This window comes from Streptomyces sp. NPDC048751 (genome assembly GCF_043198595.1).
In the GTDB taxonomy this organism is placed as follows: domain Bacteria; phylum Actinomycetota; class Actinomycetes; order Streptomycetales; family Streptomycetaceae; genus Streptomyces.
This window is the reverse complement of the sequence record NZ_JBICUX010000016.1, coordinates 59,207-71,915: the sequence shown is the minus strand read 5'-3', so window position 1 is coordinate 71,915 and position 12,709 is coordinate 59,207. Positions and strand designations below refer to the sequence as shown.

Here is a 12,709-nt window from a genome sequence, read left to right as displayed (position 1 = left end):
TCCGAGCAAAGGCATGCCCAATTTCTCTCATCGGCACGAAGAACACCCTTCCATGCTTCCGCCCGACCGTGGCTGAAACGCTACGGTGCGTGACGCCTTCGTGAATGGCTTCACGAAACGTCCTGGCGGCCGCGCTCGCGGATGTTCCACTCCACCGCCCGGTCGAACGACGCGCATATCGCCGCGGCGAGTTCGTCCTCCCGGCCGAAGAGATAAAAGTGCCCGTCGGGCCAGGTGTGCCGGCGGACCTCGTTCCGGAAGCACGCTTGCCAGTGGTGGTCCTCGACGCCTTCCAGAACGGGGTCGTCCGCGCCGTGGAACACCTCGGTGTACGTACCGAGCGGGGCGTCGACGCTGGGCGTGTACGTGTCGACGATGGCCAGGTCGGGGCGCAGCACGCCGAGCATGTACGCCACCGTCCCCGGGTCCTCGAGAAGCTCCGTCGGCGTGCCGCCCAGCTCCCGCAGGAAGGCGACCAGGCGTGCGTCGTCCCAGAGGTCGCGCCGGACCCGCGAGGGATGAGGACGGCCGGGCGGGCGGCTCGCGGACAGACCCAGCCACTCGGCGGGCGTGCCGCGCCGCTCCAGCTCGGCGGCGAGCTCGAAGGCGATGACCGCCCCCATGCTGTGACCGAACACGCCCGCCGGCTCCATGCCCTCGGAGCCGATGACGTCGAGGCAGAACGCGACGGCTTCCCGGGCGCTCCAGCAGGGCTTCGCACCCATGGTCGCCCCGCGTCCGGGGAGCTCGACGACACGGGTCCTGAACCGGCTGCCGAGCGACTTCACCAGACCTCTGTAGGGGACCGCGGACCCGCCGGCATGGTGCAGGACCAACATGTCGGGCGGCACTGCCATCACTCTGTACTCCCCCTGCATCAGCCGACGCGCCTGCCTCATGCTATCCGCGGCGAGCCCGTGGCCCGCGGGCATCGGCGGCGGGCCACGGCCACGGACCTCAGCTCGGCCGCAGTACGACGGCCTGACCGCCCGCGGCCGCCATCGCCACACTCAGCGTGGTCGCCGAGGTGACCGTGCGCGTGCTGACGACGACGGGCGTCTGGTACGGGCTGGTGCCGGGCGTCCCGTCGGCGTAGACCGTCGCGGTGTACGTGCCGGAGCCCAGGAAGGACAGCGGAAGCGAAAGGGTGCGGGCGCTCTCGTCGGTCATCGCCCCCAGATACCAGGTGGTGCCGCTGCGCCGGGCCACGGCGACGTACTCCCCGATCGACCCCGTGAGGGTCCTGCTCTCGTCCCAGACGGTGGGGATCGCGTCGAACCAGGGCAGCCCGGGCCACTTGGACGGCGTGGAGTACTTCGACGGTGCGTCGTACCAGTACAGGAAGGACAGCGGCTGGTAGTACACGGCGGCCATCGCCATCTGGTGGGCGTTGGTCGTCCGGTCGCGGGACTGGCCGTAGCAGATCGTGTAGTCCATCGGCCCGCCGATGTTGCGGGCGAAGGGCAGGGTGACGTTGTGGGTGGCGGTGGGGAAGCGTTCGTTGCCCCGCACGCCCTCCAGGCTGATCCAGTTGGGGTAGGTGCGCTCGTAGCCGAACGGCCGTACGTCGTCGTGCATGTCGATCAGCAGTTTGTGCGCGGCGGCGGTTCTGGCCCAGTCGGTGATGCTGTTCGTCATCGTCTGGGTGCCGTCGTTGATGAAGCCGAGCTTGACGCCGGCCACGCCCCAGCTCTGGTACAGGGCGAAGAGGGAGTTCGGGTCGCTCAGCGCGATGCGGTTGACGTAGAGGAGGACACCGACGCCCTTGCCGGCCGCGTAGGAGAGGACCGTCGGCAGGTCGATCGCGGAGATCGGCCGTGTCGCGTCGGTCGTGCTGTTCTCCGGGCCGTACCACCCGGCGTCGTACTCGATGTACTGCAGCCCGCGGGCGACGGCGAAGTCCACGCCGGCCAGTCCGTCCGCGGTGGTCAGGTTGCAGCGGAAGGCCTTGCCCGGTCTGATCCACGAGGTGTCGGCGAGGGCGCCGGGCGGGGCCAGGTTGAGCACGAGGTCGGCGTTGTCGACCAGCTCGGCATGGGTGGAGCCGATGACCACGGCCCGCCACGGCGTGGTGAACGGGGTGGTGACGGTGGAGCCGGCCTGGACCGGCCCGGAGCCGCGGGCGGTGTGCCGCATCAGATATGCGGCAAGGGTGTTGGGCTCTCCGGACACGGAACTGAGCATCAGCCGCGGATAGTTGAGGCGGGCCGACTCGCAGACGCACGCGATGAGCCCGCCGTCGGCGTATGTGGCGGTCAGGGGGAGGTCGGTCAGCGGGCCGGTGTCGGTGGACGAGGTTCCGGTGGACGGGATGGCGCCCGGCGCGACCGGGTTGTACGCGTCCTCGTCCCGCGCGCTGTAGACGAGTGTGCCGTCGGGGAAGACGAACGTGGTGAGCTCGTCGGCGACGGTCACGCTGCCCTGGTCGAGCAGGACGTAGCGGAACGCGACACCGGAGGCGTAGGCCCGGATCTGCACACCGAAGTTGATGGAGGTGCGGTTGTCCCGCAGGTTCCAGCGCATCTCCTGATAGGCGTCGGAGACGGTCGCGTCCCGCCCGTACACCGGGCTCCAGGTGGTGTCGACATGCCAGTGCTGATAGTTCGTCAGTACGACGTCGGTGCCGAGGGCCGTTCCGTCGCTCAGGCGCAGGCCCATGGCCGAAGTGCCGATCACCGTCCTGCCGTTGCGCGCCGCCGACCAGCGCAGCGCGCCGCCGGTCAGCGCCAGGGTGAGGGTGGTCGTGCCGTCGAGCGAGGTCGCGGTGACCGAGGCGTCGGCGGCCTCGGCCGGACGTGTGGCGGCGACGCCCAGCGCGGCCGCCGAAGCGGTGACGGCTGCGCCCTTCAGGATGCCGCGACGGGACAGGTTCACGAGGCACACCACCGTTTCAACAAATGCAACCAGGAAGTAACAAAGCCTGACGTCGATGACGTTTCTAGTGCGCGCGGACTCAAGGGGTCAACAGGGCGGCGCGGTTGAAGTCCACCTGAACGGTCAAGGATCAACAAAATCGATCGCGAATCTTGACTCCCCGTCCGGGCTGCACCTCTCATGGACCCCCGAGTCGCCCCGGAGAGGCACAGGAGAGGGAAGCGCATGTCAGACGAAGTCCCCAACAGACCGGCCGCCCGTCGGCGCAGAGCCGCCACCGTCCTCCTGACCCTGCTCGGGGGCCTGGCCGCGCTGCTGCTCCCGGTGAGCGAGGCGCACGCGGCCTCGGTGTCGTTCACGACGGGCGCCGCACGCACCGACCAGAACGGCAACACCCTCCAACTGCACGGCCTCGGTATCGTGAAGGTGGGTGACACCTGGTACGGCTTCGGCGAGGACAAGACCGGCGAGACCTCGGCGGACACGTCCTTCCAGGACATCACCTGCTACACCTCGACCGATCTCGCCAACTGGACCTACCAGGGCCAGGCGTTGAGCAGGCAGGCGAGCGGCGACCTGGGCCCCGGCCGTGTCGTGGAGCGGCCCAAGGTCATCTACAACGCGTCGACGAGCACGTACGTGATGTACATGCACATCGACAGCACCAACTACTCCGAGGCCAAGGTCGGTGTGGCCACCAGCAGTACCCCCTGCGGCCCGTACACCTACCGTGGCAGCTTCCGCCCGTTGGGCAACCTCAGCCGTGACCTCGGTCTGTTCCAGGACACCGACGGGACCGCCTACCTGCTGAGCGAGGACCGCAACAACGGCCTGCGCATCGACAAGCTGTCCGCCGACTACCTGTCCGTCGACAGCGCGGTGGCGGTGCTGGGCAGCAGCGGCAGCAACAGCGTCGAGGCGCCCGCCATGGTGAAGATCAACGGCATGTACTACGTGTTCGGCTCCCACCTGACGGGCTGGAGCCTGAACGACAACATCTACGCCACCGCCACCTCGCTGAGCGGCCCCTGGTCGGCCTTCCGCAACTTCGCCGCCCCGGGAACCCACACCTACGGCAGCCAGACGGCGAACGTCATCACAGTCCAGGGCACCTCCGGCACCACGTACCTCTACGCCGGTGACCGCTGGGACACCTCCGACCTGGGCGCGTCCAAGCTGATCTGGCTGCCGCTGACCATCCGGGGCACCACGGTCAACCTCGGCCAGTACCCCACCTGGTCCCTGGACGCCGCCGCGGGCACCTGGACGGCCGGCAGCGGCATCCCGACCGAGGGCGTCCACACCGCGAAGAACGTCAACAGCTCGATGCTGATGGACGTGTCGAGCGGGTCCACGGCCAACGGCGCCAAGATCATCCAGTGGTCGTCCAACGGCGGCGCCAACCAGCAGTGGACCCTCACCCGGGTGGCGGACAACATCTACACGCTGAAGAGCGTGAAGAGCGGCCTGTGTCTGGACGTCCCGAACCAGTCGACGGCCACCGGTGTACAGGTGCAGCAGTGGACCTGCAACGGCGGGACCAACCAACAGTGGTTCCTCGACCTGGTCGGCAGCTACACCGGCAGTACGTACCTGCTCGCCGGGGTGGGCAGCGACCTGAACCTCGGCGTCAGCGGAGCCTCGACCACCCAGGGCGCGACGGTGGTCCAGGAGACGGGCACCGGCGCCACGAGCCAGCAGTGGAGTCTGTCCTGACCCGACCGATGCCGGTCCCCGGGGCCGTGCGCCGTCACCTCATCGGCGCCCGGCCCCGGAGTGGTGCGTGACGTACCACCACACCGCGGCCGCCGATCTCAGGGCGCGGTAGTCGTAGACCTCGGCCGTGTCCCAGCCGGTGTCCGTGCTGAACCCGTCCGGCGCCTCGGCGGCGGCCGCCGCGTCCAGGTCGGCCCGCCGGCCGTTCAGCCAGGACCCCGTGTCCCGGAAGCGGGTGCCCCCGTACAGCGCGACCACCAGTGCGGGGTCGGCACTCCGGCCCTCGTACAGGAAGAGGTTCCGTTCGGAGACGATCGCGGATTCCGTCCCGATGCCGAGCGCGTACTCGGTCTCGCGTGCCCGGCCCCGGTAGACGTTGTTGACCACGTGCACCTGTCCGAAGCGGACGCGGGGAGCGCGCTGCACGATGTCGGTGAAGAGGTTGCGCGCGAAGGTCACCTTCAGGTGTCCGCGGTCGCGGTCGCCCCGGCCGTCGCCGGAGCCGATGAGGACCGCCTTGTCGTGGTCGGTGAACCGGCTGTCGGAGACCGTGATGAAGTCCGAACCGTCCTCGATGTCCAGCAGCCCGTCGTGCCGCTGCACCGGCTTGCCGTGGAACCCGGTCGGCGCGGCGCGGTCCGGGAAGCGGCCGTCGGTGAACGTGCAGTGGTCGATCCAGATGTTCCTGCCGGTGATCACCGTCATGGCGTCGAAACGGGCGTTCCAGGCGCCCTGTTGCCCGTCACCGGGCGACCAGGTGGTGAAGTGGTCGACGGGAGCCTCCAGATGGAGGCCGCGGACGATGATGTTGGTGCCCGTGTTGACGGTGAGGAAGACGCCGAGCAGCCGCGCGTCGCCGCCCGTGCCGACCAGTGTGGTGTTGCTCGGCACGGTCAGCTGGATCTGCAGCTTCTCCTTGTTCGAACCGGTCTGCCGCAGGGTCCGCTGCTGCTTGCAGTACTCGAAACGGGTGTCGGACCAAGCGGCGCCGTCCGGGCCGAAACACGCCATGTACTTCGTCAGGTCGTAGCCGGGGGCGTAGTCCTGCTCGCCGAGCAGCGTGCCGTCGTCCGCCTCGTGGCCGTTGACGTCTCCGCTGACCCGGATGACCTTCGGCGCCTCGGGAGCGCCGTGGTTGGCCAGCGCCTCCTTCAGCTCCGCACGGGTCGACACCGTCCACACCGACTCCGGGGCGGCGCCCGCGCCTCCGGTGGTCCCCCCGTTCACGGCGGCCCAGCCGACCGGCCGTGGACCGTGGGAGTCGGACGCGGTCGCGGAGCCCGCCGGCAGCAGGGCGCAGAGCACCAGGGCGACGACGAGGAGGGCGTTGCGTAAGGGCACCGTCACCGGGGAAACGCTAGAAGGCACGGCTCACCGGATCAAGGGCGCCTCCTCAGAAGCCGCCCTTGAGGAACTCGGTGACGGACGCGGTCGACGTGGCGGTGACGTTGTAGCGGTCGCCGCCCGCGTCACGCTGACCCTGGTCGTGGTTGTACCCGAACTTGAAGGTGTAGGTGCCGGGATCCAGCGTGACCCCCGACTTCAGCGTCACCACGTAGTCCAACTCGCCGCCGCTCAGGGCCGAGGCCACCGACACCTTGTCCCCGAGGGAGGTCCAGGTGCCGGTGTTCGCGACACCTCCGGTCTGGATGACCTTGAGGACCACCTTGAGGCTGGTGAGCGACGTCGTGGACTCCACGGTGACGACGCTCTGGTCCCGGACCACGGCCGCGGAACCTCCGACGGCGCTCCAGACCCTGCGGCCGGGCAGGAACCCGCGCAGGGCAGTGCGCGACCTGCGGGCGAACAGTTCCGCGAACTCGCCGTGCGAGCGGGTGGATCGATCCGGGGTCTGCTGCGACATGAAGCGGGTCCTTGGCGAGGGGAGTGGCTTACCGGGGGACGGTTCTACGGAGGGGGTGTGGGGGTCTACGGGGCTCCGGACCTGCCGGAAGCCCTACGGGAGGTCTTCCGGGGTCAGGGTCATCCGGCTCGTCGTCCTCGCCCCCGGCGACTCGCCGCTGCGCCACCTCGACGGGCACCCGGGAGTACGGCTGCTCACGTCACGGACGCCCACGGCGCGGGAGTTCACCGCCGCGCTGGAGACCGGCAGTGAGCCCCGCGTGGTTCTCGTCGACGACGCCGACCTGCTGATCCTGCCGGAGATCGACCAGGACCTTCGTGCCCTGGCCGAGTCCGGCAAGGACCGCGGCATCGGAGTGGCCGCCGCCGCCACGGGGGACACCATGGCGGGAGCGATGGGCTGGTTGGGTGCACTGAAAAGGCAGCGCAGGGGCGTACTGCTCGACCCCCAGAGCCTGATGGAGGGCGACATCCTGGGCGTCCGTCTGACCCATGCCCACCTGCGCAACCGCAGACCCGGCCGGGGCCTGACCGTCGACACCCGCTCGGGCGAACTGATCAACGTACAGATCCCCGAGACGGAGCTCGACTGACCGACGAGGGACGACGTGGGGCGGCGGGCCCGCACGGTGCGGGCAGCCCAGGGACCGGCCGCCGCCGTCCGCCGCACCTCAGCAGACCGGCACGCCCGGAACCTGGTTCTCCGGCACGCTGAGGTAGATGTTGCTCATGTAGCCGCCGTACTGGGGCAGATAGGCCCACCAGTCGTTGACGTACGGCGGCACGCTGACCTGCTGGCCGCGCTTCTGGCAGCGGACCAGGACCTCGACTCCGGCGGGCAGCGTGGTGACCGCGGTGGACGTCGTCGTCGCCTGGGTGCGGACGCGGACCCCGCTGCCCCAGGTGCCGATCCAGGTGCCGGCCGGGCGCGAGGCGCCGGGGACGTTCAGCGAGCGGGTCAGCCGCCCCACGTCCGAGTAGGCCTTGCCGTAGGACGTTCCGCTCGGGTGCAGGGTGAACACGGCGACGATGGAACGGTCGCCCGCGCCCACCACCCCCGTCGTGTGCAGTGCCGGACGCGACAGGTCCACGGCGTCGACCGCCGCGCCTGCCCGCGCCCGCGGCCCGGGCGCCTCCGCGGCCGCCGTCGCGGCGGTCGCCGTACAACCGCCCGAACTGAAGCCCGACCAGCCCTGCTTGACGGCCCAGGGGCGGTCGAAGGAGCCGGCGATGCCGAAGTGCTGGTCGTAGCCGTCGGTGGCGCAGCGGGTGGACTGGCGCAGGTTGCCGAGGACGTAGTCGCGGACCGGTGCGGGAGCGGAGTCCAGCAGATAGCGGTAGATCTTCACGGTGTCGCGGGCCGACAGAGCCGTGTAGCCCCAGTAGCCGGGGTGTGTCGACGGCGGCCGGGCGGTGTCCGTCAGGCCGAGGCGCGCGACCATCCGGTCGACGATCGCGCCCTGGCCGTTGTTCGCCCAGAACGTGCTCGCGGCCGCGTCGTCGCTGCCGCGCAGCATGGTGTCGATCCGGGACCGGTCGTCGGCCGAGAGAGCGTCGGGGCCGCGGTTCCACAGCACGTCCAGGGCGATCAGCAGTTTGACCACGGACGCCGACCGGAACTGCCCGGCCGTGTTCAGCTGCTCGGTGAACGTGCCGGTCTGCCGGTCGAAGACCGCGACACCCGCCGTCACCCCGGCCGGCACGTCGGCCCGCGCCGACGCGGGCGGTGACGGGGAGGGGCCGGGTGCGGCGGTTGCGGTGGTGGTGGCCGCGGTGCACAGGAGCGCCGCGAGGGCGGCGGCCAACAGGCCCGCCCGCGCCGCGCGACGACGGGCCGGCCGTGCCAGGGCCCCTTCGGAATCGCTGCGTGTGGTCGTCATCGTCATCCTCGTGTCCGGGTCGAGGTGCGTCGCTCGCACCACCGCTTGGACGGCGCCACACCCCGCGCCGTATGAGAACCGGGCCGGGAGGACCGCGAGTGCCGGGACTCTCATACGACCGGTCCACGGCACCCGTCCGTAGAGCGGGGCCCCACGCCCCACCCACATCCGGCCCCGACCGGTTTCCGGACACCTCCAAGGAGCACCCATGTCCCCTCGCCGCACCCGTCTCGCCGCCGCGGGCCTCGCCGCGGGCGCCGCGCTGTCCCTGTTCGCCTCGACCGGCACCGCCCAGGCCGGCATCTCGGGGTTCTACGTCTCGCTGCAGACCAACAGCAACATCCGCTCGGCGCCCAACACCCAGAACGCGCCGATCCTCAACACCGGTTCCATCAAGGACCGTTACTACCTGGACGGCGTCTGCTACGTGCACGGCCAGCCCGTCACGGCCGGCGGTTACACCACGGACGTCTGGTACTACGGCACCGTCTTCGACGGCGTCGACGTCTTCAAGACGTACCGGAACGTCTGGGCCTGGGGCGGGAACGTCAACATCGGCAAGGACCCCTCCGACTCCGTCGACGAGTGCTGAACCCGCACACACGAGTGGCCCCTGGAATCCCAGGGGCCACTGCGGTGCCGGTGTTCAGCCGACGGTCAGCACTCGCGCACTCCCGGCAGCCAGGCGGCCGGGTGGTCGATGTAGATGTTGCTGATGTAGCCGCCGAGCCCCGGGACGTACGCCCACGCGTCGTTGCTGTAGCCCTCGGCGTTGACCAGGTCGCCGTGCTTCTGGCACTCCACGAAGACCGGCGTCGGCCCGCTCAGCGTGCGTACGACCGCCGCGTTCAGCCGCGCGTCGGCGCGCACCCGGACCGACGTGCCCCACGTGCTGAAGTTGGTCCCCGGCGTCCCGCCGCCGCCCGGGGTGCACGGCAGGCTCACGCCGCGTGCCGCCAGGTAGGGAACCGGGTCCATGCCCCGGGTGCTGGACGTCGAGCTGTGCGCCTCGAAGTGCAGGTGGTTGCCGGAGGAGTCGCCCTCCGAGCCCATGCGCGCGATCAGCTGACCGCTGCTCACCCGCTGGTTCACCGAGACGAGACGCTCGTACATGTGGCCGTACTCGGTGACCGTGCCGTCGTCGTGCTTGATGCGGATCCACTGGCCGTAACCGCTGGCGGTACCGGAGACGATGACGGTGCCCGGACCGGTGGAGTAGATCGGCGTACCGCGGTCGTTGGCGATGTCGACGCCGTCGTGGCCCGAGTGCCACCACTGGGTCACCGTTCCGGCGGCCGGGCAGGACCCGGCGTAGTCGGCCGGCTTGGCGGGCGGAGCGGCGTCGGCCGTGCCGGCCGCGAGGGGGATCAGCCCGGTCGCGGCGACCGTGGCGACGAGCAGGCCGATGGACTTGGTCCGGTTGAACACGCGCATGGCGAGAACTCCTCCGTACGAAGAGGGGGAACGGGGCGGTTGAGCGGGCGGGCGCCGCGGATCAGCAGGTGGGAACGCCGGGCAGCCAGGCCGCCGGGTCGTCGATGTAGATGTTCGAGATCCAGGCCTTGTACTTCGGCAGGTAGGACCAGGCGTCGTTGCTGTAGCCCTCGGCGTTGACCAGCTCGGCGTGCACCTGGCACTGCACGTCCACCGCAGTGGGGCCGGGCAGCCGGGTCACGGGAGGCTTGCCGGTGCCGGGCTCCGGCCGCAGGCCAACCCCGGTGCCCCAGGTCATGAACCGCTTGGTGCCCGCCGGCGGCTGCTCGGTGCCGGCGATGCGCAGGGCGCCCGCGTACTGGGCGTTCAGCCGGACGTCGCTGACCATCACGAGCGTCCCGGACTCCCGGGCCTCGACCATCTTGCCGTCGCCGAGGTAGATGGCGATGTGGTGGACGCTGTGGAGGTTGTCGGGGTTCGACGCCCACAGCATCAGATCGCCCGGCTGGAGAGGGGCGATCCCCTGGTCGCGCGAGAACCGGGCCGTCGCGCCGCTCCACTGGGCCTGGTTCCAGGAGCCCTCGGGCAGCGCGATCCCCGCTCCCTGCCAGGCCGCGTACTGCACCAGATGCGAGCAGTCGAAGCCCTTCACCTGGCTGTCGTGGGCGCCGGGGCCGCCGCCGGGGTAGTCCTGACCGTACGTCGGCCCGTGGATGGAGCCGCCGCCCCACGAGTACGGCACCCCGATCTGCGAGCACGCGGCGTTGACGATCGCCTGCGCCTGGGCGGGCGCGCCAGCCAGGGGACGACAGCCGGCGGCGGCCGCCGTCTTCGAGGAGAGGGGCGATGCGACGGCCATCGCCGTACCGGTACAGCTCAACGTGGTGGCGAGCAGCAGTCCTCCTGCCATCGCCAGAGTGCGGTGGGTGCGGCGCATGTGGGGTCCCCCTGGTTCGGTGCGCGCGGTGAGCGGATGTGCGAGTGAGCGGGCCGAGGCGGTCACGGTCGGCCGGTCTTCATGGAGGAGACGGGAGCGACGCCTGGTTCGTATGAGCCCAGTGCGGCGCGCATCTTGGCGAGTCCGCGCATACGGTTGCGCTGCACGGTGCCGCGATGGGCGCCGAGCCGTTCCCCCGCCATGTCATGGGTCAGCCCCTCGAGGTCGACCAGGATCACGGCGGCCGCCTCTTTCGGGGACAGCCCGCGCAGCAGTGCGGTCGCCACCGCCTCGGCCTCCCGGCTCGCGAAGCCGCCGTCCCAGCTCTGTTCGGGCAGCCGGTCGGTGCAGCGCTCCTGACGCGCGGGGTGCCGCCACAGGTCGCGCAGCAGGTTCAGCGCCGCCGCGCACGTGTAGGCGTACGGCTGCTGCTGACGGGCCAGGGTGTGGGCACGGGCCCGGCGGGAGAGTCTCAGATACGTCTCCTGCAGCAGGTCGTCGGCATCGTGCGGATTGCCGGTCAGGGCCAGCAGCCGACGCCGCAACCTCGGCATCACCGCGGTGAACGCCTCGTCGAACTCGGCCGCCGTCATGTGGTCGGCGGCGCCCCCGTCGAACCGGGAAGCGAACGGCTCGGTGCGCGCGAACTCGGTGTGCGTGGTCGTGCTGGACGACTTGGTCATCGTCGTCGAGATACAGGTGTTCTCCACGGTGTTCCCCCGGGTCTGTTTCTCAGCGTGCGGTCCGGCATGTGGTGTCGTGGTGGTGGTACCGCCGCCCGGTGGCAGGGCAGTCGGCCGTCGGGGCTACGGGGCTACGGGGCTACGGGGCCATGGGCTACGGGAGCGTCCGTGCGGTGGGGCCGTAGCGTGCCGCTCGCGCCTCGGTCAGCAGCGCCCAGTACCGGTCGCCGTACGACCAGTGCCACCACTCGGTCGGGTAGTTGACGAAGCCCGCGGCCGTCAGCGCGCGGCCCATCACCGCCCGGTTGGCGCGCGCCTCGGCGTCGATGTTGACCGCGGCCGTGCGGCAGCCGCCCTCGCTCTCCTCGGGCGTGGCGTTGACCTCAGTGCCGAGGGGGAGTTCCACCCCGTCCTCGGTGCACAGCGTCAGGTCCACCGCGCCGCCGCTGACGTGCGGGGCGACCTCCGGAGGCGAGATGTAGGCGCTGGCCAACTCGCGTATCCGGTCCGCCGGGGCACCGGGGTGGGCCGCGCGCAGCGTGTGCGTGTACTCGTCGAAGTACAGGCGTTGCAGAGTGGGCGGCCGGTACCCCTCCACCATCAGCAGGCGCACCCCCGGGGGCAGCGCGGCCTGGGCGAGCACGAGCCGGCGCAGGACGTCGGCCCGGACGTGCGCGTACGAACCGTCGTCGTCGGCCTTGCGCGCGTCGACCCGCAGCACGGCGCCCTCCCGGGCGTCGACCAGGGTTTCGCCGCACTCGGCGACGCGCGTCGCGGCGATTCGGTGATCCGAAAGCAGGATGATTTCCGTCACGCTCACAGCGTGGCGGTGAGCTCTGCAGAAGCGATGCAGATCGCCTGTAGGACGAGATGCAGCGCCCCTGCAGAGCGGGCACACGTATGCCTTTGAGCGGACCGCGTCAGAAGCAGTCCTCGAAGTTCTGGGAAACGCCGGGAATGGGACCCCAGTTGACGCCACCGCTGACATATACCGCACTGATCCAGCCACGCGGCCCACCGGCGTCAACCTGGACCCAGTAATCGTTGACGTACTGCCCGTCCCTGACGGTGTCGCCCTTGTTCTGGCAGTACGCCGTGACGTTCATCCGGCTGACCTTCACGCCGCTGTACGGCGGGCAATCGAACGAGGCGCACGCCCGCATGTTGACGCCGCTGGCCCAGACGTAGACGGTGGTCGTGGCCGCCGCCTGCGGGGCCGGCGCGGCCGCTACCAGGGACACCGCGGCGCCGCAGGCCGCCGCCGCGGCGACCGCCGTGCGGCGCAGTCGGGTGGTTCGCTTGCTGGGTGTTCCGGTCATGGA

General features: G+C 70.5%; 13 protein-coding genes. 3 read left to right on the top strand and 10 right to left on the bottom strand.

Annotation, left to right across the window (positions count from 1 at the left end):
• Positions 1-110 precede the first annotated feature (110 nt).
• Entirely contained in the window at positions 111-857 is a 747-nt protein-coding gene (locus tag ACGFNV_RS38155; RefSeq protein ID WP_393629107.1) for a thioesterase II family protein, read from the bottom strand.
• Between the two features lie 100 nt (positions 858-957).
• Positions 958-2,874, bottom strand: coding sequence for a glycoside hydrolase family 97 catalytic domain-containing protein (locus ACGFNV_RS38150; RefSeq protein ID WP_393629105.1), 1,917 nt, complete (start codon positions 2,872-2,874; stop codon positions 958-960).
• 225 nt (positions 2,875-3,099) lie between these two features.
• Between ACGFNV_RS38150 and ACGFNV_RS38145 the strand changes: the two genes are divergently transcribed.
• Positions 3,100-4,590, top strand: coding sequence for an RICIN domain-containing protein (locus ACGFNV_RS38145; protein ID WP_393629103.1), 1,491 nt, complete (start codon positions 3,100-3,102; stop codon positions 4,588-4,590).
• A gap of 39 nt (positions 4,591-4,629) precedes the next feature.
• Here ACGFNV_RS38145 and ACGFNV_RS38140 read toward each other — a convergent pair whose 3' ends face one another.
• Complete coding sequence (locus ACGFNV_RS38140; RefSeq protein ID WP_393629101.1) at positions 4,630-5,937, bottom strand: polysaccharide lyase family 1 protein; 1,308 nt, start codon at positions 5,935-5,937, stop codon at positions 4,630-4,632.
• A 46-nt stretch (positions 5,938-5,983) separates the two neighbouring features.
• Positions 5,984-6,454 carry a hypothetical protein gene (locus ACGFNV_RS38135; RefSeq protein ID WP_393629099.1) on the bottom strand — a complete coding sequence of 157 codons (471 nt, stop codon included), beginning with the start codon at positions 6,452-6,454 and terminating at the stop codon, positions 5,984-5,986.
• A gap of 55 nt (positions 6,455-6,509) precedes the next feature.
• On the opposite strand from ACGFNV_RS38135, the gene ACGFNV_RS38130 reads away from it, so the two are divergent.
• On the top strand, positions 6,510-7,046 hold the full coding sequence (locus tag ACGFNV_RS38130) for a hypothetical protein (protein WP_393629097.1): 537 nt from the start codon (positions 6,510-6,512) through the stop codon (positions 7,044-7,046).
• 78 nt (positions 7,047-7,124) lie between these two features.
• Here the strand turns inward: ACGFNV_RS38130 and ACGFNV_RS38125 are convergent, their stop codons facing one another.
• Positions 7,125-8,333: a hypothetical protein gene (locus ACGFNV_RS38125; protein ID WP_393629095.1), complete on the bottom strand. Its 1,209-nt coding sequence runs from the start codon at positions 8,331-8,333 to the stop codon at positions 7,125-7,127.
• A 208-nt stretch (positions 8,334-8,541) separates the two neighbouring features.
• Between ACGFNV_RS38125 and ACGFNV_RS38120 the strand changes: the two genes are divergently transcribed.
• Positions 8,542-8,925: a hypothetical protein gene (locus ACGFNV_RS38120; protein WP_393629093.1), complete on the top strand. Its 384-nt coding sequence runs from the start codon at positions 8,542-8,544 to the stop codon at positions 8,923-8,925.
• A 65-nt stretch (positions 8,926-8,990) separates the two neighbouring features.
• Here ACGFNV_RS38120 and ACGFNV_RS38115 read toward each other — a convergent pair whose 3' ends face one another.
• The 5 genes from ACGFNV_RS38115 to ACGFNV_RS38095 all read right to left on the bottom strand — a co-directional run bounded on the left by ACGFNV_RS38115 (position 8,991) and on the right by ACGFNV_RS38095 (position 12,706).
• Complete coding sequence (locus ACGFNV_RS38115) at positions 8,991-9,767, bottom strand: M23 family metallopeptidase (RefSeq protein WP_393629091.1); 777 nt, start codon at positions 9,765-9,767, stop codon at positions 8,991-8,993.
• A gap of 61 nt (positions 9,768-9,828) precedes the next feature.
• Positions 9,829-10,704, bottom strand: coding sequence for a C40 family peptidase (locus ACGFNV_RS38110; RefSeq protein WP_393629089.1), 876 nt, complete (start codon positions 10,702-10,704; stop codon positions 9,829-9,831).
• A gap of 62 nt (positions 10,705-10,766) precedes the next feature.
• Entirely contained in the window at positions 10,767-11,297 is a 531-nt protein-coding gene (locus ACGFNV_RS38105) for an RNA polymerase sigma factor (RefSeq protein WP_393629316.1), read from the bottom strand.
• A 244-nt stretch (positions 11,298-11,541) separates the two neighbouring features.
• The gene (locus ACGFNV_RS38100) at positions 11,542-12,201 is read right to left on the bottom strand and encodes a M15 family metallopeptidase (protein WP_393629087.1); all 660 of its coding nucleotides are present in this window, start codon (positions 12,199-12,201) and stop codon (positions 11,542-11,544) included.
• Between the two features lie 106 nt (positions 12,202-12,307).
• Positions 12,308-12,706, bottom strand: a complete 399-nt coding sequence (locus ACGFNV_RS38095; RefSeq protein WP_393629086.1) for a hypothetical protein — start codon at positions 12,704-12,706, stop codon at positions 12,308-12,310.
• Positions 12,707-12,709: the final 3 nt, after the last annotated feature.